We start from the raw sequence: 24972 nt of genomic DNA on the forward strand, positions 1-24972 counted from the left end.
GACCCTCGTGGGGTGTCGGCGCGGTGCCGGCAAAACCCCCGTCCACCCTCTGGAGTGCTCCATGGCCTCAACCCTGGCCGGGCGGCGCCTGCTCGCCCTGCGTGCCGGTGTCCTCGCCGGTGCCGCCGCGCTGCCGCTGGCCGCGCCCGCGGTGCCGGCGTTCGCCGCGCCCGGCGACCACGGCGACGTGAAGATCCACAGTACCGGCGTTCCGTTCAACGATCCCCGGGACGAGTCGAAGGTCTGCAAGTTCTACCTGGACGCCTTCAACTTCGACACCGTTCAGCTGATCTCCTGGGAGATCGACCAGCAGCAGCCGGCCGGCACCAGGACGCTGTCCGGCACGATCGTGCTGGCCGGCGGCACCGGCCACACCACCAACCTCTCGGTGCCGGACGGCAGTTACAAGCTCTCCTGGAGCTTCGTCGGCCAGACCGGGCCGGCCAAGCAGAAGACGTTCACGGTCGACTGCGCGTCCGGCGACCCGTCCTCCCCGCCGCCCAACGAGCCCGCCAGCCAGACCGGCAACCAGCAGGGAGGCCAGCCCGGGAACCAGCAGGGTAACCAGCAGAGCGGTCAGACCGGCAGTCAGCAGAGCAACCAGCAGAGCGGTCAGACCGGCAGCCAGCCGGGCAACCAGCAGGGCGCGCACCCGGCCGACCCGCCCAAGCACCAGGGCGACATGCCCAAGGGCGGGATCGCGGCCGGTGTCGGCGGCGCCTCGCAGGACCTGAACCCGGCGGAGATCGCCGTCGGCGGCTCGCTGCTCCTCGGAGCCGGATGGCTGGCGGCCCGCCGGCTGCGCCGCTCCCGCCGTTGACGGCACGTCGGCGGACTCCCCGCCGCCGCCCGGTCCGTGGCGCCGACCCGCTGGTGGTCGGCGCCACGGCCGTGGCGTTGCTGTTCGGCACCATGCTGGTGCGCGACGGCCTGTCCGGCGCCCAGCCGCCCCTGCCCGCCGGGGCTGCGGCCGGCCCGTCGCACGACGGCGCGTCCGCACCGGACTCCCCCGCGCTGGACCCGTCCGCGCCGCGCCGCCTTCGCATCCCGTCGATCTCCGTGGACGCCACGTTCACCGACCTCGGCCTGGACGCCAAGGGCGCGCTGGAGACCCCGCCCGCCGAGCGGGCGAACCTGGTCGGCTGGTACCGGGACGGCGCCGCGCCCGGCGAGGACGGCACCGCCGTGGTGGTCGGCCACGTGGACGACAAGCACGGCCCTGGCGTGCTCTACCGGCTCGGACTGCTGCGCCCCGGCCTGGCCGTCGCCGTCACCCGGGCGGACCGGAAGGTCGTCACCTTCACCATCGACCAGGTGCGTTCCTACCCGAAGACCGCCTTCCCGTCCGACGAGGTCTACGCGGCGACCGGCCGGGCCGAGCTGCGGATCATCACCTGTGGCGGCCACTACGACCACAAGAACGGCTACGACTCCAACACCGTGGTGTTCGCGCACCTGACGTCCAGCAGCCCGGCGCCCGCGTGACCCGCCGGGGGCCCGACGGTCGACGTCCGTCGCTGTCACGCGGGCCGGGGCCGGCGGTGGTCGGGCGGCTGCGAGCAGCCTCTGCCGACACGCCGGAGGCCGAGCGAAGCAGGCCCCGGCCGACCGACGGTCGGCGCCCGTCGCTGCGCAGGGCCACGCCGCGAGGAACCCGCTGCCACTGACCTCCCGGGGCCCGCGCTCGAACCGCGCGGGCCGGGGCCGGCGGCGGCCGGGCGGCTGCGAGCAACCTCTGCCGACACGCCGGAGGCCGAACGAAGCAGGCCCCGACCGACCGACGGTCGGCGCCCGTCGCTGCGCAGGGCCACGCCGCGAGGAACCCGCTGCCACTGACGTCCCGGGGCCCGCGCTCGAACCGCGCGGGCCGGGGCCGGCGGCGGCCGGGCGGCTGCGAGCAACCTCTGCCGACACGCCGGAGGCCGAACGAAACAGGCCCCGACCGACCGACGGTCGGCGCCCGTCGCTGCGCGGGGCCACGCCGCGAGGGCCGCGCCTCGCGGGACCCGCCGCCACCCCACCGGCCGGAACCGAGGTTTGACGTCACGTCGCACCGGAGGCGGGCTTGCGCCACCCGACGAAACGACCGACACCGGGCCCGGCGTTCCGCCCCCGACCCGCCAGGGCCTAGCGTTTGACGTCACGTCGTACCGAAGGCGGGCTTGCGCCGCCCGACGAAACGACCGACACCGGGCCCGGCGTTCCGCCCCCGACCCGCCAAGGTCTAGCGTTCGACGTCACGCCGGGCCGGAGGCAGGCTTGCGCCGCCCGACGAAACGACCGACACCGGGCCCGGCGTTCCGCCCCCGACCCACCAGGGTCTAGCGTTTGACGTCGCGTCGGGCCGCGCCGGTCAGGAACGCCGCGCCGAGCAGGGCCGCCGCGAGGGCCGCGACCAGTAGCGGGTTCGGTCCTGCCGGGTGGCCGGCGTCGCGGACGGCGCCCATGAAGTCGACCGGGGCGACGTGGTTGATCAGCAGGTACCAGAGCGGCAGGTACAGGGCCTGGAACGGGCGGTGGCTGCGGGCCACCGTGCCGAGCCCGAGGGCCAGCGCCGGGACGAACAGCGCGCCCGCCAGCCAGTGCACCGCGCCGGTGGCGTCGCCCGCGGCGAGCATCCGCAGCAGCGGACCGAGGCCGGCGGCCGCCGCCAGCAGCACGCCCGACGCCCATTCGGCCAGCAGGCGCAGGCGGGGCGCGGGGTGCGCGCCGAGCAGTTCTTCCAGGCCGTTCTCCACCTGCTGGGTGCCCAGCCGGGACCAGATCAGCACCGGCCACAGCCACAGCGCGGGCAGCAGCAGCCCGGTGGCCATCGGCAGCGGCACGGCGAGCGCGGCCGCGCCGACCGCGCCGGTGACGGCCCACCAGGTCCACGGCACGCCCTGCACCAGGATCCGGGTCTGCCCGGCCAGCAGTCGCCCGAACGCCCAGGCCCGGACCGGCGCCGCGGTGGGCAGTGCCCCGAACGGCGCGGGCGCGGCCACCGCCGGTTCGTCGGCCACCGGTGCCGAGGACGTACGGCCGGGGTTGCGGGCCGGGTCGAAGCGGCCGAACCACAGCGCGGGCAGCACCGCCAGCACGGCCGCGCACAGGACGATCACCGGGCGGGTCGCCAGAAAGCCGCCGGTGAACTGGGCGCCGTCCCAGACGAAGGTGTGCAGCGGCTGCGGTACCTGGGTCAGGCCGAGGCTGAACTCGCCGTCCCCGACGGCGAGTTGCTGCCGGTTCAGGGCGTCGGTGAGGGACTGCGTCAGCTGCTGCACGCCGATCCCGCCGAGCGGGGCGTTCGCCGACTGCCCGCCGATCGCGAGCACCAGCGACAGCACGAACCAGACCACGTTGCCGAAGCCGCCCCGCAGGAGCGGCACCGTTTCGAACAGCACGGCGGCCGCGGCGGTCAGCGCGATCAGCGGCAGGGCGATCACGGCGAACGGGCCGAACAGGGCGAGCGGGTCGACGGCGCGGTCCTCACCGCGGACGAGTTGCAGGACCAGCGCGGTGCCGGCCAGCACGCCGAGCATCGAGCCGAGCACCAGCAGGTTGGCGAGGAACTTCGCGGCCAGGTAGCCGGCGGTGCGCAGCGGGGTGGCGGCCAGGATCTCGCCGACCCGGCCGGCGGCGTCCCGGGCGATGCCGCCGCGGACCACCCAGAACCCGCCGACGGTCAGCCACAGGGCGCCGGCCAGCGCGGTCGCGGTGCCGACCCAGGCGCTGTTGTAGACGCCCCGGTTGCCGCCGACGTCGAGGATCACCCAGTGGCTGTCGGCGGCAGGCACCGCGAGGTAGCCGAGCGCGACGGCGGCGAGCAGCGTCACCGCGTACACGGGCCGGCGCACCCGGTCGCGGAAGTCTCCGGCGGCGAGCCGGGCCAGCGCGCTCATCGCAGGGCCTCCGGCCGGGTGGGCGCGCCGTGCACGGCGGCCAGGTACACGTCCTCCAGGTCGGGCATCGCGGGCACGGCGTCCGGGGTGGGCGGGTAGCCGGCCAGGACGCGCAGGCGGACGCCGTCGGTGGTGCGCACCGTGCGGCCGACCTGGTGGCGGGCCTGCACGGCGGGCACCTCGGAGGGTGCGACCACCGCCTCCCAGACCTGCCCGTCGAGTTCGCGCAGCAGCTGGTCGGGGGTGCCGCGGCGCAGCAGTCGGCCGTGGGCGAGGACGGCGAGGTCGGCGGCGGATGCTTCGACGTCGGAGACGATGTGGGTGGACAGCAGCACGATCCGGTCGGCGGCGAGTTCGCCGAGCAGGTTGCGCAGCCGTACCCGTTCCTCGGGGTCGAGCCCGGCGGTCGGCTCGTCCACCACCAGCACCCGGGGGTCGGCGAGCAGGGCCTGGGCGATGCCGACCCGGCGCAGCATGCCGCCGGAGTAGCCGCGCAGCGGGCGGCGGACGGCCTCGGTCAGGTTGACCAGTTCGATCAGCTGGTCGATCCGGGTGCGGGCGGAGCGCGCGGACAGGCCCTTGGCGGCGGCCAGGTAGCTGAGGAACTCGCGTGCCGTCAGATTGGGGTAGACGCCGAAGTCCTGTGGCAGGTAGCCGAGTTCGCGGCGCACCCGGTCGGGCTGGGCGAGTGCGTCGGCGCCCCGGTAGCGGTAGTGGCCACGGGTGGGGCGGGTGACGGTGGCCAGGATCCGCATCAGCGAGGACTTGCCGGCGCCGTTCGGGCCGAGCAGGCCGGTGAGTCCGGGGCGCAGGGTCAGCGTGAGGCTGTCCAGGGCGCGTTTGCCGCCGCGGTACTCCTTGCCGATGCCGGCGAGTTCGATGGTCAGGTCGGTCATGGGTGGGTCTCCGTGGTTCGCGGGGCGCTGTCAGCCCTTGAGGTCGGTGGGCTTGCCGTCGCGGGTGACGGCGACGTTGCGGGGCACCTCGACGCGGAACCTGGCTTCGCAGTCGGCCAGTCCGGTGCAGCCGGCGTGCAGGTCGAGGGTGCCGTCCTCCAGCGTCCAGCTGAGCTTCTTGCTGCCGACCTGGGCGCCGGTGTCGAACCAGCGGGTGACCTTGACGTCGGTGCGGTCGGCGGGGATCAGGTCGGTGGGGTTGCCGTGCGCCTTGACGTTCAGGGTGGTGCCGGTGAACTCGAAGGTGTGTTCCTCGGGCTTGGCCTCGGAGGCGTCGGCGCAGGCGGTCAGCGGCAGCAGGGCGGCCACCGCGAGAGCGAGCAGGAGAGTCTTCGGACGTCGGTTCACCGGTTCCTCCGGGCGGTTCGGTCGGGTGCGGTGCCGAGCCTCGCCGATCCGGGCGCGGCCGCCATCTGCCGTTCGGCAGATATCCGCGGCCTTCCGGCATTCGTGCGTCACCGTTCGCGTCCGGCGTGTTGCGGACCGTTCTGCCGGGGTTTGGACTCGCGCCGTTGGACCATCCGCCCTGACGCTGGATATGTGAAGGAGGCGTGAATTCATGATCACCGAAGAACAGATCCGCTCCGTCCTGCACCACCCCGTGCACGACGCCGACGGCAACAGAATCGGCACCGCGGACCACCTTTTCCTCGACGACGCCACCGGCCGGCCGGAGTGGGTCAGCATCAAGACCGGGCGGTTCGGGTCCAACCAGTCCTTCGTGCCGATCCGCGACGCCGAGATGGTCGGGGACCACCTCCAGGTCCCGTACGGCAAGGACAAGGTCAAGGACGCCCCGAACGTGGACGTCGACCGCGGCGGCCACCTGTCCGAGCAGGAGGAGCGCCGGCTGTTCAGCCACTACGGCATCGAGTGGGACGACGCCTGGAAGGCCGCCAACGAGCCCGGCGAGGGCGGCTGGGCGCACCGGGACAGCGGAAGCGCGGCCACCACGGGCAGGTCCGAGCGGACCCGCACGGACGAGACCACGACGGCGGCGACCAGGCCGACCATGCCGAGCGCCGGCCGGGAGTCCCCCACCCGCGCCTCCGACATGTCCGGCACCCGGGTCACCGCCACCACCGGGACGGGCACCACCGGCGCCGCGGCCACGGGCGTGGCGGCGACCGGGGGCAGGGCCGACGCCCGGACCACCGAGGCCCGGACGGCGCGGGACGAGACGATGGCCCGGTCCGAGGAGCGGATGCGCGGCCCGGCGGGGCGGGACGACGTGATGACCCGCTCCGAGGAGCGGCTGCACGTCGGCGTCGAGCGGTACGAGACCGGACGCGCCCGGCTGCGCAAGTACGTCGTCACCGAGGAGGAACGGCAGACCGTGCCGATCCGGCACGAGGAGGTCCGGATCGAGCGCGAGCCGATCACCGAGGCGAACCGGACCGCGGCGATGTCCCGCGAACCGATCGCCGAGGCCGAGTACGACGTCGTCCTGCACGCGGAGCGCCCGATCGTGCACACCGAGGCCGTGCCGGTCGAGCGGGTGCGGCTGGTGACCGAGGAGCGCGTCGAGCAGCAGACCGTCACCGGTGAGGTCCGCAAGGAACGCATCGAAGCCGAACTGCCCGACGAGACGGCGACCCGGCGGATGTCCGGCGAGGACAAGGGCGGCCGGGCCGGCCTCTGAGGGGTCGCTCCGGGGCCGGGGGGGGGGGGGGGCGGGGGGGGGGGGGGGGGGCGGCGCGGGGGGGCGGGGGGGGCGCGGGCGCCCCCCCCCCCCCCCCCCCCCCCCCCCCCCCCCCCCCCCCCCCCCCCCCCCCCCCCCCCCGGGCGGGTCAGTAGGACACGCTGTGCCACCAGCAGGCACAGCCCGTAGACACCCGCCGACACCGTCCACGGCAGCCCTGGGGTTGACCCCGGTGCGCGTGTGGCACCGCAGGTGGGGGATCGTTGGAGTTCGCACGAACGATTTTCCGGGGCCCGTTCCCGGAGTCCGAGAACGAACGAAGGAGACCCTCATGATCTTCATCGCGGTGAAGTTCACCGTCCGCCCCGAGCAGAGCGACAAGTGGCTGGACCTGGTCGCCGACTTCACGACCGCCACCCGCAACGAGCCCGGCAACCTGTTCTTCGAGTGGTCGCGCAGCGTCGACGACCCGCACCAGTTCGTCCTGCTCGAGGCCTTCGCCGACGACGAGGCCGGCTCGCAGCACGTCAACTCCGCGCACTTCAAGGACGCCATGGACAGGATGTCCGGCGCGGTCGCCACCATCCCCGAGATCGTCAACATGAAGGTCCCCGGCAACGGCTGGTCCCAGATGGCCGAGGTCCAGCCGCGCGGCTGACCACCCGGTCCGCATCGGGCGCCGTCGGTATGATCCGGACGATGAGGATTCGCGCCGGGGGCGCCCGGGACGCCGGCGAGATCGCCCGGCTCCACACGTCGAGCTGGCAGCACGCGTACGCGGCACTGATGCCCGCCGAATACCTGGCCGGGCCGCTGGCCGCCGAGCAACTCGCGCTCTGGGAACGGAGATTGAGCGGCGAAGACGGCCACTTGGCGCTGGCGGAGGACGGGCCGGTGCTCGCCGGTTTCGCCTACCTGGTGCCGGAGCCGGACGGCCGGGTCCTGCTCGACAACCTGCACGTCCGGGCCGGACTGATCGGCTCCGGGGTCGGACACCGCCTGCTCACCCACGTCTTCGGCCGAATGCTGCACCGGCACCCGGGCCAGAGCCTCTACCTGGAGGTACTGGCCGACAACACCCGGGCCATCGCCTTCTACGAACGCCACGGCGGCACGCCCGTCGCCCACCGCGAGGTGGACTTCCCCGGCTTCCGGCTCCCCGGCTACGAGTACGCCTGGCCCGCCCCGGCGATCGCCGAACGGGCGGCCGGGGCGGGCTGAGGGCCGGCCTCAGACGGTGCGGATCCGGTAGGCGCGGGTCAGGGCGGCTACGTGTTCGGCGACCTCCGTCTCGGTGGGGGCGTTCAGCAGGACGAAGCCGGTCTGGGTGGCGGAGTGCATGGCGCCGGTCTCGAGCTCGCCGATTCGGGCGCGGATCTCGACGTGGGTGACGCCGGGGAGGGCGCGGAGTTCGGCCTCGGTGGACAGTTCGACGATGGTGCCCTGGGGGCGGGGCAGGAAGTAGACGGCGGAGCAGCCGTCCATGGTGCGGGCCTCGACGGCCGGGGATTCGCCGAGGGCGGTTTCGATCAGGACGTGCCACGGGTCGATGCCGTGGTGGTGGGCGACCAGGTCGGCGATGCCGCCGCCGCCCGGGCGGCAGGAGACCTCGCCGATCAGGAAGCCGGTGGAGGTCTGGAACACCTCGAGGTGGGTGACGCCGCCGGTGAGGCCGAGGGCGGCGACGGCCGCGTCGTGCAGGTCGCGGATCTCCTTGGCGACGGGGTCGTCGACGGGCACCGTGTAGGAGCCGACCAGGTCGCCGACGGCCTGGAGCAGCGGGGTGAAGTACTTGGCGACGGAGGCGAACCGGACCTCGCCGTCCACCACCATGCCGTCGCAGTGGTATTCGGTGGCGATGTCGACGAACTCCTCGGCGATCATGGGGTAGGGCGAGGTGCGCAGCGACAACGTCCGTTCGGAGGTGGCCAGTTCGGCGAGGTGTTCGGCGCTGTGGACGGCGAAGATGTCCTCGCTGCCGCCGCCGAGGGCGGGCTTGACCACGACGGGCCAGCCGAGTTCGCGGGCGGCTTCGGCGGCGTCGTCGAACGAGCCGAGCAGCCGGAACCGGGCGACGGGCAGGCCGGCGGCGTGCAGGCGCTGCTTCATCACGTACTTGTTGGAGAAGGCGTTGGCGGTCTCGTAGCCGACGCCGGGGATGCCGAAGTAGGAGCGGACGTACCCGGCGGCCTGCAGGCTGTACTCGGACGGCGAGACCACGTGCTCGAAGGCGTTGCGGCGGCGGATCTCCAGTGCGGCGAGCCGGACCTGGGTGAGGTCCTCGACGTTGTCGACGTAGGTGACGTCGGTGTCCTCGCGGTAGAAGCCGCGGTAGTTGGGGCTGGTGATGACGGACAGCTGGAGGTCGGTGCGGTCCTGGAGCCGGCGGGCCGCGACGTCGCCGCTGGTGTTGACGAGGAGAACCCTCTTCACTGTGCGATCCTCTCTTCGATGACGGGCGTCAAAGTCGTTTCGGGCGGCCCGGGTTGGCGCATCGTCGTCCAGAGCAGGAAGGCGGCGCCGACGGCGAGGGTGACGGGGGCGAACACCAGGGCGGAGCTGCCGAGCGAGATGGTGAGGCCGAGTACCAGCGAGGACGCCGGGACGGCTCCGGTGACGAAGGTGCGGATCACCGCGTTGACGCGGCCGGACAGGTGGTCGGGGATGGCCTGCTGCCGGTAGCCCATGACGGCGGCGTTGATGCCGCCCTCGCCGAGGCAGAGCACCGCGAACCCGCCGACCATCACGACCGGCCACGGGGTGAGCAGGCCGAGGGTGCCGATGCCGCACACGCCGAGGCAGATCGCGAGTTGGCGTTTGCGGTCGTCGCCGATCAGCACCCGCGGGGCGAGCCAGGCGCCGATCGCGGCGGCCACCGCGGCGATCGACATGGCGATGCCGAGGGTGCGCGCCGACCATTCCCAGTCGCTGCGGCCGACGGTGATCAGTGTCGATTCGAGGGCGCCGGCGCCGACGTTGTACAGCGCGGTGACGAGTGTCAGCCGGCGCAGGTCGGCGCGCGAGCGGAAGAACGCGACGCCCTCGCGGAGCATGGCGACCAGCGAGGACTCGGTGGGCTCCTGCCGGGCGTAGGGCATGCCGAGGGTGGTGAGCGCCGTCAACAGGAAGGTGACGGCGTCGAGTTCGAGCGCCCAGGTGGAGCCGAGGCCGGCGATGATCAGGCCGGCCAGCGCGGGGCCGACGAAGCGGGCGGCCAGCAGCAGGGCGGTGAACTGGGCGGACGCGCGGTCGAGCCGCTCGGCGGGCACCAGCAGCGGGATCAGGCCGTAGTCGCCGGCCACGTCGGAGACCACGTTGGCCAGGCCGATCACGGACAGCGCCAGGAACACCGCCCAGGTCAGCGAGTGCCACAGCGCCAGCGGGATGGCGGCGACCGCGAGGCCCTGGACGACCTCGCCGAGGGCGAACAGCACCCGCCGGTCGTAGCGGTCGATGAACGGGCCGAGCAGCGGCGCCAGCAGATACGGGAGGTTCTGCGCGGCGACGCTCAGCACCGCGAGCAGCGGGGAGCCGGTGGACTGGAGCAGCGCCAGCGGGACGGCGACGTAGAGGAAGGTGTTCCCCATCGTCGAGACCGCGGAGGCGCCGGTGAGGAGCCAGAACGATTTCACCGGGCGGACCGCCCGGTGGGTGTGACGGAGCGTTCGAAGAGGCCGGCCGGGGGCATCCGCGAATCCCTTCTCGTGCGGTGGCCGGGCGCTGCCGCGAGTGGCAGGCGCCCGGCCGGGGATGGGGCGTGGTGTCTGGGCGCGTCGCGGTCAGCCGGCCTCCTGGCGGGCGAGGCCCTGGGCGGCGGCGGCGCGCAGCAGCGCCGCGACCGTGCGGGCGCGGACGGCGACGGGGCGGGTCGGGCCGGGGGCCGGGCGGGTGGCGGCGCGCAGCAGCCGGGTGTCCACGCAGAGGATCTCGGCGAGCAGCCGCAGTCCGGCGTCGGGCTCCGCCAGCCGGGCGGGCACGGGTGGCTCGAACTCCTCGGCCAGTTCCCGCAGTTCGTCCGGCCCGTACTGCTCGGGGTTGCCCAGCAGGGCGAGCCAGCCGAGGTACAGCGCCCGGTGGTCGCCGGCCGCCAGGCCCGCCCGGACGCCGGCCAGCCGCTCCAGCGGGTGGTCGGCCCTGGCGCCGCGGCCGGCGAAGTCGGTGCGGAACGCGACCAGGCAGTGTTCGCCGACTGTCCACGCCTCGGCGCCGTACTGCTGGGCGAGGTCCGGCGGGACGCCGCCCCCGGGCAGCCGGAAGATCACCTCCCGGGTGCCCCAGGGCGAGGCGGCGAGGTGGATGTCGAAGTGCCGTTCCATCAGCCGCCTGGGGTCGGTGCGGAACACGCCGATCGCGGTGCTGGTGAGCAGCGAGGCCGCCGCCGGGCCTTCGCCGGAGCGGGTGTCGTCGACGGTGAAGAACCGGTACGTCATGCCTTGCTGCCTGGCCTCGGTGCGGGTGCGCGTGCGGTCGCCGGGTGGTGCGCCAGGTGGTGCGCCGGTGCCGCGGTCGGTTCCTGGTGTCACAGCTGCGCGACTCCGTCGAGCAGGCGGCCGATTTCGGCGTCGGTGTTGTAGTAGTGCACGGAGGCGCGGACCACCTCGGTGGGCTTCTCCGGGTGGGTGTCGAACTTGGCGGCGGACGGCCGGGAGAGCAGGGTGATCACTCCGGCGGCGCGCAGGCCGTCGACCAGGTGCTGGGTGTCGCGGCCGTCCTTGGTGAAGGTGACGAGGCCGCTGCGGACCTGCCCGCGGTCGTGCACCCGGACGCCGTCGAGGGCGGAGAGCCCGGCGCGCAGCTGTTCGGCGAGGGTGTCGATGCGTTCGCGGATCGGACCGATGCCGAGCTCGAGGGCCTCGTCCACGGCCGCGCCGAGGCCGAGCAGGTCGGCGACGCCGCGTTCCCAGCTCTCGAAGCGGCGGGCGTCGGGGCGGATCAGGTAGCTGTCGGGGCCGGTCCAGGTGGCGGCGCGCAGGTCGAGCACCGGCGGCTCCAGGGTGGTGACCACCTCGCGGTCGACGTACAGGAAGCCGGTGCCGCGCGGGCCGCGCAGGTACTTGCGGCCGGCGGCGGACAGCAGGTGGCAGCCGATCTCCCGTACGTCTAGCGGGAGTTGGCCGGCGGACTGGCAGGCGTCCAGCAGGTAGAGCGCGCCGGCCCGGCGGGCCAGTGCGCCGATCTCGGCGGCGGGCTGGACCAGGCCGTTGTAGGTCGGCACGTGGTTGACGGCGACCAGCCGGACGCCGCCCTGGTCGAGCATCTCGGCGAGCGCGTCGAGGTCGACCTGGCCGTGCTTGTCGTCGGGGATCGGTTCGACGGAGACGCCGAAGCGCTGCTTGGCCTGCAGGTACCCCAGGCCGTTGGACGGGTATTCGCTGCGCGAGGTGAGGATGCGGTCGCCGGGGCGGAACGCGATGGAGTAGAACGCCATGTCCCAGGCCCGGGTGGCGCTGTCCACCAGGGCGATCTCCTCGGGCCGGGCGTTCAGCAGCCGGGCCACCGAGGTGTACACCGCCTCGACCCGGTCGTCCTCCTGCTCGGCCGCGGCGTAGCCGCCGAGGCGGTTCTCCAGCGTCAGGTGGTCGATGACGGTGTTGGTGACGTGTTCGGTGCGCAGCGCGGCGCCCGCGTTGTCGAAGAAGGCGGTTTCGGTGCAGCCGGGCGTCCGTGCCCGCAGGTGCGTGATGTCCATGGTGCCAACTCCCTTTCGGGCGGGGGTGGTCAGACCCCTTCGTCCTGAAGGTCGGCGACGATGTCGCCGGCCCGGTTCGCCATGGTGCTGAGCAGCGAGTCGGCGATCCCGTGGGTGGCTTCGTTGACACCCTGCAGGTAGAGGCGGGCGTGGTCGCCCTCCGCCGTGCGGACCCGGTAGCGGCGCTGCACCGTGAGTTCGGGCAGCCCCAGCGCTTCTCCTACCCCACGTACGGCGGCGGGCATGCCTGGTTCGTAGCCGGTGCCCAGCAGGACGCGGTCGCAGACGAGTTCGGTGTTCTCGCCGGTGAGCCGGTCGTGCAGGGTCAGGACCACGCCGTCCTGGTCGGCGGTGGCCGCGACCACTTCGGTGGCGGTGAGGATGCGCAGTCCGTCCTTGCCCTCCAGCCGGTCGCGGTACTGCTGGTGGTAGAGGCTGTCGAGCAGTTCGGGGGTGACGCCCGCGTAGTTGCTGCGGGTCATCTCGGCGAGCACCAGGGCGCGGGCCGGCTCGTCGAGGTCGTGGAACTCGCGGGACGCGGCGGGCGAGTAGAAGCGGCTGGTGAACTTGGAGGTGACGTACGGGGTGAGGGCGAGGCCGCGGACCACCAGCACCGGGGTGCAGCCCGGCAGGTCGTCCCGGACGGCCTGCACCATTTCGACGGCGCTCTGCGCGCCGCCGATCACCGCGATCCGCTGCGGGACGTCGCGCGGCAGGGCGGCGATCCGCTCGGAGTAGACGCTGCTGTGCACCACGCGTTCGGCGGGCAGGTCGCGGAACACCTCGGGGATCCGCGGGTCGCGGCCGCCGGCCAGCACCAGGTGCCGGGCCCGCACGGTGCTGCCGTCGGCGAACGCCACGTCCCAGCGCCGCAGGGCGCCCTGCGGGTCGCGGACGGGGTCGATGCGGACGGCGCGGCGGTGGTGGTGGACGGCGACGTGCTCCAGGCCCTCGGCGACCCAGCGCAGGTAGTCGGAGATCTCGCTGCGGTAGGGCGTGAACGAGCCGAGGCTCATGAAGTCGTCCAGCCGGCCGCTCTGGTGCAGGTAGTTGACGAAGGTGTAGCGGGAGCGCGGGTTGCGCAGGGTGGCGAGGTCCTTGAGGAAGGAGACCTGGCTCTGCGCCCAGGGGATGAGCAGGCCGCTCTGCCACACGGTGTGGCTGTTCTGCTCGACCAGCAGGGTGCGGCGGGCGAGGTCGGGGGCGAGTTCCTCGAGGGCGACGGCCAGCGCCAGGTTGGCCGGGCCGGCCCCGATGCCGAGGATCTCCACGTCAACGTCTGCCACGGTCACGGTTGTCGGTCCTTCCTCGGTGACGGCACGGTCGGGGGGCCGGCCCCGCGCCCGGCGGGGGCGCGGAACCGGCCCTGGGTGGTGCGAGAGGTCAGGAGACCTGGCCGAGCAGGCGCGCCGCTTCGTCGGCCCGCTCGTTGATGGTGGCCGCGAGGGTGGCGACCCGGTCGGCCATGAAGCCGTCGGCGCCGATCAGCGCGGCCTCGGCGGTGCCCAGGCCGCTGAACAGCCGGGACGCGAAGCGGTGGTTGGCGGTGTGCCGGTGGCCGGCCGCGTCGAGGATCTTGTCGATCGAGACGGCGTGGTCACGCGGGTGCCAGATGTACCGCTTGAGGCGGAACCGCAGCTCGACCGGGCCGAGCTCCCACCAGGCGGAGCGGATGCCGAGCTCCTTCTCGGTGATCTCCGAGTAGTCCTGCGTGTTGCGCAGGTGCAGGCGCTCGTAGAGCGCGAGCAGCTCGTGCAGGCTCTCGTGGCTGCCGAGCGGCTCGCCGTGCTCGGCGACGGTGTCGGTGGCCGGCACCACCTCCGGCGGCAGGCCGTTGCGGCCGCGGTCCAGCGCGTGCAGGATCTGCGGCCGGTAGGCCCACCACTCGGCCATCACCACGTGGGCGAGGTTTTCGCGGATGGAGCGCTCGGAGCGCAGCGGGGTGGTGTCGAGCAGCGCGTCCGGGACGCCGACGAACAGCGACTGGAACTCGCGGTAGGCGAAGCGGTGCTGGCCGAGCAGCCGGTGGGTGTCGTTGAACTCCGGCCCGTTCTTGGCGCGTTCGCGTTCGGCGACGACCGCGAAGTCGCACAGCTCCTGGTAGGCCTGCAGGACGACCTCGCGCAGGCAGTCGGAGTACCACTGCCAGTCGCCGGGGCCGGGCTTGCCGATCCAGTCCTTCATCAGGACGCTGTCGGGCAGCACCGCGACGGTCTGCGCGAAGCGCTCGACGGCGGCCGCCAGCGGCGAGGTGGTGACCTGGCTGTGGCGGGACCAGGAGGTCTCGATGGTGCCGCCGCTCTGCGCGACCTTGCGCCAGCGGGCGGCCTCCTCGACGGTGACCTTGTCCTGCGGGAAGCGGGCGGTGGCCTCGTCGAACAGCCGGATCGCCTCGCCGTACTTCTGCTTGCGCAGCGCGGCCTTGGCCCGGCCGACCAGCAGCTGGGCCTTGAAGCTGTCGGCGGTCAGGTGTCCCGGGGTGTCGTGGAACACCGTCTGGTAGCCGACCGACAGGCGGGTGCGGCGCGGGGCGCCGTTCCACTCGTGGTAGCGGGTCTGGTCCGGCGCGAGCAGCTGCACGGTCGGCGACCAGATGAAGATGTGGTTGTTGATGATGTCGGTGCTGGCCCGGTCCGGGTCGGTGGTGACCACCCGGACGGGGAGCGTGTACTCCATGATGTCCCGGGCGATTTCCGGGTCGGAGTAAATGCTGCGGTCATGATTTCCGCAGCCGGAACAGTCGGGTGAGTGGAGGTCCAGGAGGACCGGCTTGTCCTCGATCTCGGAGCGCTTGAGAAGCGCCTGGAAGTCGTGCTGGTCTGCCCACTTAACTGCCAACGTAGGACCCAATCCTTGCGCTTTTGGCGGAAGTGGCTGGAGGGCAGCGGTTTCATGCCATGGCTCCCCCTGCCACGATCATGAACCTACCCCGCTCGGCGTGTCCACTGTCAAGCGTTCAAAGGTAATATTGTTGCGTTGATGTTGCGCCCAGTAAACTGACCTGCGGTTTTTACCGAATCCCTACCGGGCAAAAACGGACACTCCCGACCGATCGGTCGGTAGCCGCCCCAGGCGGCCCAACAGTGAAAGCTCCGCCCATACCGGAACAGTGCTGCGAAGGTCCTTGATCGGCGCCCCGACCTGGGTTAGAACAGTTGGCGGGTGTGTGCCGGGGCGACGGCACCGAGCGGCCGGCCCGGCGCCGCGGTCACCCTCCACAGGCATTCCGACACTCCTTTCCGCAGTCTTCTCTGTTTTTCTCCTCACTCGACCCGGCATGGCCGGAGGCGTATTCCTGCGACCTTTTCCGTCGCAGGACCATGGCCCCGGGGCGACTGAAAGCGGGGGCGGTATGACGATCCATCTCAATGCAGGCCCATCGACCAACAACCCGGCGACGACACCCGTCCAGCCGTATTCCTACCGATTCCGCGAGCCGGTCGAGCCGGAATGGAGGAGATTCCCCGGCTGGTCGCAGGTCACCGCCGACGAATGGGATTCCGCGCAGTGGCAACGCGCCAACTGCGTCAAAAGCGCGCGCCAACTGGGCGCCGTCCTCGGACCCGGAATCGGCGATTCCTTTCTCGCCGACCTGGTGCGCGACCAGCAGCAGCGCGCCACCATGTCGATGCTGGTCACCCCGCAGCTGCTGAACACGATGGTGCCGCACCTCGCGCCCGGCGAGGCCGGCTTCCTGGACGCGCTGTACGCCGACCCGGTGCGGCGCTACATGATCCCGGTGTTCTCCGACCGCGACCCGCGCTGGCCCTCCCACCCGTGCGCCACCCGGGACTCGCTGCACGAGAGCGAGATGTGGGCCGTCGAAGGATTGACGCACCGCTACCCCACCAAGGTGCTGGCCGAGCTGGTACCCACCTGTCCGCAGTACTGCGGCCACTGCACCCGGATGGACCTGGTCGGCAACCCGACCCCGCAGTTCACCAAGCACCGCTTCGACCTGCGCCCCGCCGACCGGCTCGGCCGGATGCTGGAATTCCTGCGCACCCACCCCAGCATCCGCGACGTGGTGGTCTCCGGCGGCGACCTCGCCAACCTGCCCTGGCCGCGCCTGGAGTCCTTCCTCACCGCGCTGCTCGACATCCCCAACATCCGCGACATCCGGCTCGCCACCAAGGGCCTGGTCGGCCTCCCCCAGCACTGGCTGCAGAAGGAGGTCCTGGACGGCCTCGCCACGGTCTGCGCCCGCGCCCGCCGGCAGGGCGTGCAGATCGCCGTTCACACCCACGCCAACGCCGCCCAGTCGGTGACGACTTCGGTCGCCCGCGCCACCACCGCGCTGTTCGAGGCCGGGGTGCGCGACGTCCGCAACCAGGGCGTGCTGATGCGCGGCGTCAACGACTCGGTGGAGGCGCTGCTCGACCTCAGCTTCGGGCTGCTCGACGGCGCCGGCATCATGCCGTACTACTTCTACCTCTGCGACATGATCCCCAACAGCGAGCACTGGCGGGTCGCCCTCTGGGAGGCGCAGGCACTCCAGCGCGGCATGATGGGCTACCTCCCCGGCTTCGCCACCCCGCGGATCGTCTGCGACGTCCCGTTCGTCGGCAAGCGCTGGGTCGACCAGGTCGACTCCTACGACCGCCAACGCGGCATCTCCTACTGGACGAAGAACTACCTCACCCCGCTGGAAGCCGCCGACCCGGCGGCCGGCGGCCGCGCCCACCCCTACTACGACCCGATCCCGAGCCTTCCGCCGGAGGGCCAGGAGTGGTGGAAGAAGACGCCGCATGAAGCTCATTGACGAGCACGGACTGTCCGTCGCCCTGATCGACCCCGACGAACTCGACGCCCGGCCCTGGACATCGAGCGATCGCCACATCGACGTGGTCCGGATGCTCCGGCCGCCCGCCGACCGGATCGACGCCCTGCGGGCGGCCGGCTTCGTGGTCAAGCCCGAGATGCTGACCTGGCTCGCCGAACTCGGCCCCGACGAGGACCACTTCCTGGCCCGGCTGGAGGCCAACCCCCGCCGCGACATCCTGCGCGCCCGCCGCCGCGCCGCCGTCCTGCGCGAGGAGGTCCAGGACCAGGTCGACGCCGACACCCTGGACCGCTTCCTCGCCCTCTACGAGCAGCGGGTCTCCCAGATGCAGTTCGGCGTGCCGTACGCCAAGCGCCACCGGGAGGCCGTGCTGCACGGCCCGCAGAAGTACTTCGGGGTGTTCGCCTTCGAGGGCGAGGAACTGGTCGGCGGCTGCTTGGTCGCCGAGTGCCCGGACGTCTCGGCGATCCGGGTCCGGTTCTCCGCCGTCACCGAGTACTGGCGCCGGGAGGCGAGCCTGTCGCGCGCCCTCTACTTCACCGCGATGCGCACCGCCCGGGCCAAGGGCCTCCGTTACGCCACCCTCGGCGACGAGCCCAACCTGTACGGGCACCTCACCCAGGTCGGGCTGTTCGCCTTCAAGGTGAAGATGGGCTTCCGGGCGGTGCCCTCGCAGGACTTCGGCGACCCGACCGGCTGCGACGAGGCCGACCTGGTACTGAATTTCTCCGCCCTGAACGACCCCGGCCTGATTCTCGGATATCCGCCCGAACTGCCCGCCGACGACCGCCGGCTGCGCGCCTATTTCCTTACCGAGGACATTTCCCGGGCGGCGAAATTCCGGGCCGATTTCCTGGAAGGCGTGGAGCCCCGCACACCTTCCCGGTGAACGAGGCTCCAGAATTAATTGCGGTTCAGCTGTCCGACGGGTTCCCGGACTCCACCGGGAACCCGTCGCGCTTCCAGTACTCGAAGCCGCCGATCATCTCCTTGACCTTGAACCCGAGCACCGCGAGCTTCGCCGCGCCCTTCGTCCCGGCGTTGCAGTCCGGCCCGAACCCGTAGGTCACGTAGGTGACTTCGCGGTCCAGGCCGGTCACGTGCTCCGGCCCGAGGTCCCGGTGCGGCAGGTTCAGCGCGCCCGGGATGTGCGCCTCCCGGTAGGACTCGGCACTGCGGGTGTCCACCACCCGGACGCCCGGCACCTTGTGCGAAATGTCGTGCTCCACGTCCGACGGGTCGCACTCGGAGGCGAGTTTCGCCAGGAAATAGGTGGTCGAGAGGTAGTTCGTCGCCGGAACCCCGTTCACCTTGCTGTCGGCCGTGAGGAACTGGAAGAGCTCGTGCCGGTCGGACACGGGAACACCCCTTTTCAACGAAATGGCGTCGGTGTCGAACAGCCTATGATCCGGGCCCCGAGTGCCGCAAGCATTCTCGAAAGCCGAATCCGCCAATTCGACCCGGCGGAATTCACCGACCGCCGAGCTGTCAGGCCCCGGCCCGTCAGGCGCCGTCCTGTCAGGCCCCGTCCTGTCAGGCGCCGTCCTGTCGGGCGCCGTCCGGGAAGTGGCAGGCGGCCGCGTGGTCCACGCCGGGGGCGGCGCGGACGGCGACCGGCTGCTCGGTGGCGCAGCGGGTGCGCTGCTCGGGGGCGAGCGCGGCGTGGACGGGGCAGCGGGCGCGGAACGGGCAGCCGAGGTGGCGTTCGGCGGGCGACGGCGGGTCGCCGGCCAGCAGCAGCCGGGGGCGGGCGCGTTCGGCCGCCGGGTCGGGCAGCGGGACGGCGGCGAGCAGGGCGCGGGTGTAGGGGTGGCGGGGCGCAGCGAAGACCCGCTCCACGGTGCCGGTCTCCACCGTGCGGCCGAGGTACATGACGCTGACCCGGTCGGCCAAGTGCCGTACCACGGACAGGTCGTGGGAGACGAACAGGTAGGCGAGGCCGAGTTCGGCCTTCAGCTGCTGGAGCAGGTTGAGCACTCCGGCCTGCACGGAGACGTCGAGCGCGGAGACCGGCTCGTCGAGGACCAGCAGGTCGGGGCGGACGGCGAGGGCGCGGGCGATGGAGATCCGCTGGCGCTGGCCGCCGGAGAACTCGTGCGGGTAGCGGTCGGCGTGTGCCGGGTCCAGGCCGACCTGGCGCAGCAGTTCGGGGATCCGGCGGCGAGCGTCCGCGGCGGGGGTGCGCTGGGCGAGCAGCGGTTCGGCGATCACGTCGCCGACCGGCATCCGCGGGTCGAGGGAGGCCGCCGGGTCCTGGAAGACGATCTGGACACGGGAGCGCAGCCGGTGCGCGGCGGCCCGGTCGAGCTGGGCGGTGTCCTGGCCGAGCAGCTCGATCCGCCCGCCCTGCGGGGCGGCCAGCTTGAGGACCTCGTACAGGGTGGTGGACTTGCCGGAGCCGGACTCGCCGACCAGGCCGAGGGTTTCGCCGCGCCGGATGTCGAGGTCGACGCCGTCCACGGCGAAGGTCTCGCCGATCCGGCGGCGCAGCAGGCTGCCGCGGTAGCGGGGGAAGCTGCGGGTGAGGCCGGTGACGGCCAGCACGCTCTCGCGTTCCTCGCGCGGCCGGGCCTCGGCGGCGGGCACCGCGGGGACGGGGTAGACCTCGGCGGGGGCGGGCCGGGTGGCGGCTAGGTGCGCTGCGCGCACGCACGCGGCCAAGTGCGCGCCGAAGTCGGCGGGTTGCGGCTCGGATGCCACCCGGCCGTCGTCGGCCGGTGCCGGTTCGACGGCCGGTGCCGGTTCGGCGGCCTCACGGCCATCGGCACCGGCAGCTTGCGTCTCGGCAGCCGGGTGCGCGCTGCCACCGCCCGGACGTCCGCCGGCCAAGTGGCCTGTGTCGTCGACGAGTTGCGGTTCGGCGGTGCGGCAGCGGTCCTCGACCAGCGGGCAGCGGTCGGCGAACGGGCAGCCGGCGCCGCGCAGTTCACCGGCGGCGGGCGGGCGGCCCGGGATCGGCACCAGTGGTCCGCCGCGACCGTCGAGGCGGGGGACGGCGCCGATCAGGCCGAGCGTGTAGGGGTGGCGTGGTGCGGTGAACAGCTCGTCCACGGGGGCGGTTTCGACGATCCGTCCGGCGTACATGACGGCGACCCGGTCGGCGCTGCCCGCGATCACGCCCAGGTCGTGGCTGACCAGGACGAGGGCGGCGCCGGTCTCCCGCTGAGCGGTGCGCAGCACGTCCAGCACCTGGGCCTGGATGGTGACGTCGAGGGCGGTGGTGGGTTCGTCGGCGAGCAGGATGTCCGGGTCGTTGGCGACCGCCATGGCGATCATCGCGCGCTGCCGCATGCCGCCGGAGAACTCGTGTGGGAAGGCGTCCAGGGCGCGGGCCGGGTCGGGGATGCCGACCAGGTCGAGCAGGTCGGCGGCGCGCTTGCGGGCGGCGGCCTTGCCGACGGCCTGGTGCACCCTGACCGCCTCGGCGATCTGGTCGCCGATCCGGTAGACCGGGGTGAACGCGGACAGCGGGTCCTGGAAGACCATGGCGATCCGCCGGCCGCGGATCTCCGCCAGCTGCCGGGCGGGCAGGCCGACCAGTTCGCGGCCGTCGAGCTGGACCGATCCGCCGATCCGGGCGGTGCCCGGCAGCAGGCCGAGCACGGCGAGCGCGGTGACGGACTTGCCGGAGCCGGACTCGCCGACCAGGCCGAGAGTCTCCCCGCGACGCAGGTCGAGATCGACGCCGCGGACCGCCGGGTGGTCCCCGAAGTCGACGGTGAGGTTGCGGACGGCGAGCAGCGGGGTGGTCAAGGGGTGCTCCGGCGCGAGGGGGTGGCGGTCTTTCGGTTCTTTCGGCCCTGTGCACGGCGGGAGGGCCTGCGTCCGGCCGCGGCGGTGGGATCGAGGGCGTCGCGCAGGCCGTCGCCGACCAGGTTGACGGCGAGCACGAACAGCACCAGCAGGCCGGCCGCGAAGTAGAACAGCCAGGGGAAGACGGGGGCGTCAGCGGCGCCGGCCGCCAGCAGGGTGCCGAGCGAGACGTCGGGCGGACGCACGCCGAACCCGAAGTAGGAGAGCGCGGCCTCGCTCATCACGGCGCCGCCGACGGTGATCGTGGCGTCGATGATCAGGAACGAGGAGACGTTCGGCAGGATGTGCCGCCAGATGATCCGGAACGGCCCGACGCCCATGAACCGGGCGGCGACCACGAATTCGCGCTCCCGCAGGGACCGCGTCATCGAACGGATCACCCGGGCGGTGATCATCCAGTTGAAGACCGCGAGCAGCAGCACGAACGCGATCCAGCCGCTGCCGCGCAGTCGGGGCGAGATCACCGCGATCACCAGGAACGCCGGGAAGATCAGCATCAGATCGACCAGGAACGTCAGCAGCCGGTCCGTCCAGCCGCCGAAGTACCCCGCGCAGGCGCCGACGAGCGAGGCCAGGCCGGTGGAGAGCACAGCCACCAGCAGGCCGATCACCAGCGACTTCTGGAGCCCGCGGACGGTCTGCGCGAACACGTCCTGACCGAGACCGTTGGTGCCGAACCAGTGCTGCGGGGACGGGGGTTGGCGCAGCGCGGTGTAGTCGGGGGTGGCGTAGTCCCAGGGGGTGAGGTATGGCCCGAGGAACGCCAGCAGGAACAGCAGCACCATGACCACCAGGCCGAGAACCGCTCCGCGGGAGCCTGTCAGTCGCCGGGCGGCAAGCCGGAGGCGGCCTGCGGGCACCCGCTGGTCGGTCTGCGCCGCGACAGTCTGTTCCACCAGCTCGGCGCTCATGCGGCCCTCCCTCGGACACGCCCGCAGGGCGCAGCCTTCTGCGTCGTGTGGCCATGGGTGAGCCACCGGCCCGCGTCGCGATCACGTGCATGCCGTTCACCGGCGTCGCGATCTTGCCGACGGGTTCCTTCCGCTTCGCGCAGTTCCGCCCCCTCGCTTCGCTGGGGGTACCCCCAGCGCCCCTGGGCTCTCATGCCGTCCTCACTCGGGGGTCGAGCGCAGCGTGCAGCGCGTCGGCGAGGAAGCCGGCGGCGAGGACGACGACGGCGGCGAAGAGGTTGACGGCGACGACGGAGTTGACGTCCTGTTCGTTGACGGCCTGGATGAACCACTCGCCCATGCCGTGCCAGCCGAAGATGGTTTCGGTGAAGGCGGCGCCGGTGAACAGGCCGAGGAAGGCGTAGGCGAACATCGTGGTCATCGGGATGATCGCGGTGCGCAGGCCGTGCTTGAGCAGGGCGCGGGTGCGGGTGAGTCCCTTGGCTTCGGCGGTGCGCAGGTAGTCGGCGCCGAGGACGTCGAGCATGGTGGAGCGCTGGTAGCGGCTGTAGGTGGCGAGGCCGCCGAGGGCGAGCGAGAGGGTGGGCAGCAGCAGGTGCAGGCCCCAGTCGGCGAGGTGGGTGCCGAGGCCGCCGGAGAGGTTGGGTGTCTCGTAGCCGGTGAACGGGATGACGTCGTGGCCGGCCGCGTTCTTGGCGGCGATGGCGCCGTTCTTGAGCAGCAGGGCGAGCAGGAACACCGGGGTGGAGAGCAGCACGAAGGACAGCACGGTGAGTGCCCGGTCGGAGAGCCGGTACTGCCGGACCGCGCTCCATGCGCCGGCGGCCACGCCGAGCAGCATGCCGAGGACGCTGCCGACGAGCAGCAGACGCAGTGAGACCCAGATCCGGCGGCCGAACTCGTCGTTGACGGAGGTGTCGTGGATGGTGCGGCCGAGGTCGGCGTGCAGCAGGACGCCGTCCGCCCAGGTGGCGAAGCGTTCGACCACGGGGGTGTGGTCGTTGAGGTTGAGCGCGGTCAGCTGCCGGTCGACGGAGGCGGCGGAGGGGCGCGGTTGCTTGGCCTCGAAGTAGGCGCGCGGGCCGAGCGCGGTGCCGGTCAGCGCGTAGGCCAGGAACACCGCGGCGGTCAGCAGGACGACGTAGTAGCCGAGCCGCCTGGCCAGGTAGCCCGTCACGGCGCACCTCCGGCCTGGTTCGCACACCTGCTGAACATGGTCATTTGCCTTCGCTAGTACGGACTTTGGCGCACATTCGCGCAGCAGTTGTACGCCACGCGCGACCGGCCCGTCCAGGGTCGATCGTGTCGGCGGTTCGCCCGTTCCGGCGAACCCGCTGGTCACAGCTGATCAGACGGGTACGGACGGGGTGTTGCGGCGGTGTTTCACTCCGTTTCGTTTCGATCAGTTCCGCGCATCACCCTGGTGGGGGCGGCTGATGGGCTGTTACGTTCGGCCCGCCGGCATCGAGTTGGCTGCCCACGATCAAGCATCGCCACACCTGACGACGCCCGAAGACTCGCCACAACCCTCCGCACGCCTCCGCACGCCTCCGAGACCCCGAGGACTCCGCCGATGGACACATCGCCCGCCACCCGCCGAATCGGCCGCGCCGTCGCCGCCGCCCTCGCCGCGCTCCTGGCCGCGAGCGCCTGCAGCAGCCAGAGCGGCTCGGGGGGCGACGTCGCCAAGACCGTGGCACCGACCGTGGACGCCGAGGACAACAACCCGCAGCCGCTGGAGAACGTCAGAGACGGCGGCGAGCTGCGCGAACCTCTTCAGCAGTGGATCACCCAGTGGAATCCGTACCAGGTCGACGGCAACTACGGCGACGCGGTGGAGATCATGGGCTACGTGGAGGCCAAGCTCTTCCGCTCCGACGCCAAGGGCGTCTACCACCCCGTCCCCGAGTACCTGGTCTCCGCGCAGGTCACCTCCACCTCGCCGCAGGTGGTGACCTACAAGCTCAACCCGAAGGCGGTCTGGTCCGACGGAACGGCTCTGAGCTACAAGGACTTCGAGGCGGTCTGGAAGGCCTCCAACGGCAAGGACCAGGCGTACAACCTGGCCGACTCCTCGGGCTACGAGCAGATCTCCGGCGTCGAGCAGGGTGCCGACGCGAGCGAGGTCAAGGTGACATTCTCGCAGCCGTACGCCGACTGGCAGAGCCTGTTCAGCCCGCTGCTGCCCGCCTCCGGGCTCTCCACCCCGCAGGCCTTCAACGAGGGCTGGATCGAGAAGGTCCCGGTCTTCGGCGGCCCGTTCGTGCTCGCCAACGCCGACAAGACCGCGCAGACCATCACGCTGACGCCCAACCCCCGCTGGTGGGGCCCCAAGCCGAAGCTCGACCGGATCACCTTCCGGGTCCTCGACGCCGCCGCGATCACCCAGGCCTACCTCAACAACGAGATCGACTTCGCGTCCGCGGGCGCCGCCGCCTCCTACGGCCAGCTCAAGGACGCCAAGGACTCGGTGATCCGGACCGGCACCCCGTGGGACGAGGTGCACATCTCCTTCGGCGGCAACGGTGTGCTCGCCGACCAGAAGGTCCGTCAGGCGCTCGGCAAGGCACTGGACCGCACCGCGCTGATCAAGGTCGCCAACAAGGGCGTCCCGGTGGAGTTCAAGCCGCTCGACAACCACCTGTTCATGACCAACCAGAACGGGTACAAGGCCAACGCCGGCGACTGGGTGACGTACGACCCGACCGTCGCCAAGAAGTGGCTGGACGAGGCGGGTTGGAAGGACTCCGGCGGCACCCGCAGCAAGGACGGACAGCCGTTGGAGCTCCACTACGTGCTGAACGACGCCTCCAACCAGGCCCAGATCGACCTGGCGGCCGCCACCCAGAACATGCTCCAGCAGGTCGGCGTCAAGGTCACCGTCGACAAGGTGCCCAGCAAGGAGTACTTCTCCAAGTACATCGACCAGGGCAAGTTCGACCTGGCCAGCTGGCGCAACACGGGCTCCTTCCCGCTCTCCAAGACGGTGCCGATCTACCGTGCCCCGCAGGGCGACAACGTGTTCGGCAACTACTCCAAGCTGAGCACCCCCGAGATCGACAACCTGCTGCGCACCGCCGCCGCCACCCTCGACCCCGCGAAGGCCGACGAGCTCTACAACCAGGCCGACGTCAAGATCTGGGAGCTCGCCCACACCGTCGAGCTCTACCAGCGCCCCAGCATCGTCGCCGTCCGCAAGGGCCTGGCCAACTACGGCGCCGGCAGCCTCGCCGACACCGTGATCACCTCGGTCGGCTGGCAGAAGTAACACCGCCGATGCCCCGCCATGCCCTGCAT

Annotated in this window: 21 protein-coding genes; 8 read left to right on the forward strand and 13 right to left on the reverse strand. The window is 72.1% G+C overall.

The annotated features are described in order from the left end of the window. Positions 1-61: 61 nt before the first annotated feature. Both ACGFWJ_RS04875 and ACGFWJ_RS04880 read left to right on the forward strand, forming a co-directional pair. Positions 62-820 carry a hypothetical protein gene (locus tag ACGFWJ_RS04875; protein WP_392945280.1) on the forward strand — a complete coding sequence of 253 codons (759 nt, stop codon included), beginning with the start codon at positions 62-64 and terminating at the stop codon, positions 818-820. After that, a complete protein-coding gene (locus ACGFWJ_RS04880; protein WP_392945282.1) occupies positions 817-1485 on the forward strand; it encodes a class F sortase in 669 nt (222 codons plus the stop codon). Before ACGFWJ_RS04875 ends, ACGFWJ_RS04880 begins: the two co-directional genes overlap by 4 nt. Before the next feature lie 836 nt (positions 1486-2321). On the opposite strand, the gene ACGFWJ_RS04885 is transcribed toward ACGFWJ_RS04880, so the two are convergent. Genes ACGFWJ_RS04885 through ACGFWJ_RS04895 form a run of 3 tightly spaced genes read right to left on the reverse strand, consistent with a single transcriptional unit; the run spans position 2322 to position 5185 of the window. Next, entirely contained in the window at positions 2322-3881 is a 1560-nt protein-coding gene (locus ACGFWJ_RS04885; RefSeq protein ID WP_392945285.1) for a hypothetical protein, read from the reverse strand. Next, positions 3878-4777: an ABC transporter ATP-binding protein gene (locus ACGFWJ_RS04890; protein ID WP_392945287.1), complete on the reverse strand. Its 900-nt coding sequence runs from the start codon at positions 4775-4777 to the stop codon at positions 3878-3880. Before ACGFWJ_RS04890 ends, ACGFWJ_RS04885 begins: the two co-directional genes overlap by 4 nt. Before the next feature lie 30 nt (positions 4778-4807). Next, on the reverse strand, positions 4808-5185 hold the full coding sequence (locus tag ACGFWJ_RS04895) for a hypothetical protein (protein ID WP_392945290.1): 378 nt from the start codon (positions 5183-5185) through the stop codon (positions 4808-4810). Positions 5186-5396: 211 nt separating this feature from the next. Between ACGFWJ_RS04895 and ACGFWJ_RS04900 the strand changes: the two genes are divergently transcribed. The 3 genes from ACGFWJ_RS04900 (at position 5397) to ACGFWJ_RS04910 (ending at position 7700) form a co-directional block, all read left to right on the forward strand. Then, positions 5397-6479: a PRC and DUF2382 domain-containing protein gene (locus tag ACGFWJ_RS04900; protein WP_392945292.1), complete on the forward strand. Its 1083-nt coding sequence runs from the start codon at positions 5397-5399 to the stop codon at positions 6477-6479. A 331-nt stretch (positions 6480-6810) separates the two neighbouring features. After that, on the forward strand, positions 6811-7137 hold the full coding sequence (locus ACGFWJ_RS04905) for a putative quinol monooxygenase (protein WP_392945294.1): 327 nt from the start codon (positions 6811-6813) through the stop codon (positions 7135-7137). Positions 7138-7178: 41 nt separating this feature from the next. Continuing rightward, complete coding sequence (locus tag ACGFWJ_RS04910; protein ID WP_392945296.1) at positions 7179-7700, forward strand: GNAT family N-acetyltransferase; 522 nt, start codon at positions 7179-7181, stop codon at positions 7698-7700. 9 nt (positions 7701-7709) lie between these two features. On the opposite strand, the gene ACGFWJ_RS04915 is transcribed toward ACGFWJ_RS04910, so the two are convergent. The 6 genes from ACGFWJ_RS04915 to ACGFWJ_RS04940 all read right to left on the reverse strand — a co-directional run bounded on the left by ACGFWJ_RS04915 (position 7710) and on the right by ACGFWJ_RS04940 (position 15006). Continuing rightward, positions 7710-8912 carry an ATP-grasp domain-containing protein gene (locus tag ACGFWJ_RS04915; protein ID WP_392945299.1) on the reverse strand — a complete coding sequence of 401 codons (1203 nt, stop codon included), beginning with the start codon at positions 8910-8912 and terminating at the stop codon, positions 7710-7712. After that, positions 8909-10111 carry an MFS transporter gene (locus ACGFWJ_RS04920; RefSeq protein WP_392945301.1) on the reverse strand — a complete coding sequence of 401 codons (1203 nt, stop codon included), beginning with the start codon at positions 10109-10111 and terminating at the stop codon, positions 8909-8911. Before ACGFWJ_RS04920 ends, ACGFWJ_RS04915 begins: the two co-directional genes overlap by 4 nt. A 147-nt stretch (positions 10112-10258) precedes the next feature. After that, positions 10259-10909, reverse strand: a complete 651-nt coding sequence (locus ACGFWJ_RS04925; RefSeq protein WP_392945303.1) for a hypothetical protein — start codon at positions 10907-10909, stop codon at positions 10259-10261. An 89-nt stretch (positions 10910-10998) separates the two neighbouring features. After that, the gene (locus ACGFWJ_RS04930) at positions 10999-12168 is read right to left on the reverse strand and encodes an aminotransferase class V-fold PLP-dependent enzyme (RefSeq protein ID WP_392945305.1); all 1170 of its coding nucleotides are present in this window, start codon (positions 12166-12168) and stop codon (positions 10999-11001) included. Positions 12169-12197: 29 nt separating this feature from the next. Further along, on the reverse strand, positions 12198-13460 hold the full coding sequence (locus ACGFWJ_RS04935) for a SidA/IucD/PvdA family monooxygenase (RefSeq protein WP_392945307.1): 1263 nt from the start codon (positions 13458-13460) through the stop codon (positions 12198-12200). Positions 13461-13551: 91 nt separating this feature from the next. Then, the gene (locus ACGFWJ_RS04940) at positions 13552-15006 is read right to left on the reverse strand and encodes a DinB family protein (protein ID WP_387635863.1); all 1455 of its coding nucleotides are present in this window, start codon (positions 15004-15006) and stop codon (positions 13552-13554) included. A 514-nt stretch (positions 15007-15520) separates the two neighbouring features. On the opposite strand from ACGFWJ_RS04940, the gene ACGFWJ_RS04945 reads away from it, so the two are divergent. Together ACGFWJ_RS04945 and ACGFWJ_RS04950 are read left to right on the forward strand one after the other, a co-directional pair. Beyond that, on the forward strand, positions 15521-16930 hold the full coding sequence (locus tag ACGFWJ_RS04945; RefSeq protein WP_392945309.1) for a KamA family radical SAM protein: 1410 nt from the start codon (positions 15521-15523) through the stop codon (positions 16928-16930). Next, on the forward strand, positions 16917-17840 hold the full coding sequence (locus ACGFWJ_RS04950; protein WP_387635867.1) for a GNAT family N-acetyltransferase: 924 nt from the start codon (positions 16917-16919) through the stop codon (positions 17838-17840). The genes ACGFWJ_RS04945 and ACGFWJ_RS04950 overlap by 14 nt, the downstream gene beginning before the upstream one ends. 25 nt (positions 17841-17865) lie before the next feature. Here ACGFWJ_RS04950 and ACGFWJ_RS04955 read toward each other — a convergent pair whose 3' ends face one another. From ACGFWJ_RS04955 to ACGFWJ_RS04970, 4 genes are all read right to left on the reverse strand, one after another. Further along, entirely contained in the window at positions 17866-18309 is a 444-nt protein-coding gene (locus ACGFWJ_RS04955; protein WP_387859147.1) for a rhodanese-like domain-containing protein, read from the reverse strand. Between the two features lie 175 nt (positions 18310-18484). Continuing rightward, positions 18485-20704 carry a dipeptide ABC transporter ATP-binding protein gene (locus tag ACGFWJ_RS04960; RefSeq protein WP_392945312.1) on the reverse strand — a complete coding sequence of 740 codons (2220 nt, stop codon included), beginning with the start codon at positions 20702-20704 and terminating at the stop codon, positions 18485-18487. Beyond that, complete coding sequence (locus ACGFWJ_RS04965) at positions 20701-21675, reverse strand: ABC transporter permease (protein ID WP_392945314.1); 975 nt, start codon at positions 21673-21675, stop codon at positions 20701-20703. Before ACGFWJ_RS04965 ends, ACGFWJ_RS04960 begins: the two co-directional genes overlap by 4 nt. Positions 21676-21865: 190 nt before the next feature. Next, the gene (locus tag ACGFWJ_RS04970) at positions 21866-22852 is read right to left on the reverse strand and encodes an ABC transporter permease (protein WP_387635877.1); all 987 of its coding nucleotides are present in this window, start codon (positions 22850-22852) and stop codon (positions 21866-21868) included. Positions 22853-23248: 396 nt separating this feature from the next. On the opposite strand from ACGFWJ_RS04970, the gene ACGFWJ_RS04975 reads away from it, so the two are divergent. Beyond that, positions 23249-24943: an ABC transporter family substrate-binding protein gene (locus tag ACGFWJ_RS04975; protein WP_392945316.1), complete on the forward strand. Its 1695-nt coding sequence runs from the start codon at positions 23249-23251 to the stop codon at positions 24941-24943. The last annotated feature ends 29 nt before the right edge of the window (positions 24944-24972 follow it).

The organism is Kitasatospora sp. NPDC048407, assembly GCF_043200475.1.
Taxonomy (GTDB): domain Bacteria; phylum Actinomycetota; class Actinomycetes; order Streptomycetales; family Streptomycetaceae; genus Kitasatospora.

Coding starts and splice junctions, on each gene's coding strand:
- ACGFWJ_RS04925 (WP_392945303.1), bottom strand. CDS start 10,909: ATGACGTACCGGTTCTTCACCGTCGACGACACCCGCTCCGGCGAAGGC.
- ACGFWJ_RS04950 (WP_387635867.1), top strand. CDS start 16,917: ATGAAGCTCATTGACGAGCACGGACTGTCCGTCGCCCTGATCGACCCC.
- ACGFWJ_RS04910 (WP_392945296.1), top strand. CDS start 7,179: ATGAGGATTCGCGCCGGGGGCGCCCGGGACGCCGGCGAGATCGCCCGG.
- ACGFWJ_RS04930 (WP_392945305.1), bottom strand. CDS start 12,168: ATGGACATCACGCACCTGCGGGCACGGACGCCCGGCTGCACCGAAACC.
- ACGFWJ_RS04945 (WP_392945309.1), top strand. CDS start 15,521: ATGACGATCCATCTCAATGCAGGCCCATCGACCAACAACCCGGCGACG.
- ACGFWJ_RS04975 (WP_392945316.1), top strand. CDS start 23,249: ATGGACACATCGCCCGCCACCCGCCGAATCGGCCGCGCCGTCGCCGCC.
- ACGFWJ_RS04885 (WP_392945285.1), bottom strand. CDS start 3,881: ATGAGCGCGCTGGCCCGGCTCGCCGCCGGAGACTTCCGCGACCGGGTG.
- ACGFWJ_RS04965 (WP_392945314.1), bottom strand. CDS start 21,675: ATGAGCGCCGAGCTGGTGGAACAGACTGTCGCGGCGCAGACCGACCAG.
- ACGFWJ_RS04875 (WP_392945280.1), top strand. CDS start 62: ATGGCCTCAACCCTGGCCGGGCGGCGCCTGCTCGCCCTGCGTGCCGGT.
- ACGFWJ_RS04890 (WP_392945287.1), bottom strand. CDS start 4,777: ATGACCGACCTGACCATCGAACTCGCCGGCATCGGCAAGGAGTACCGC.
- ACGFWJ_RS04905 (WP_392945294.1), top strand. CDS start 6,811: ATGATCTTCATCGCGGTGAAGTTCACCGTCCGCCCCGAGCAGAGCGAC.
- ACGFWJ_RS04900 (WP_392945292.1), top strand. CDS start 5,397: ATGATCACCGAAGAACAGATCCGCTCCGTCCTGCACCACCCCGTGCAC.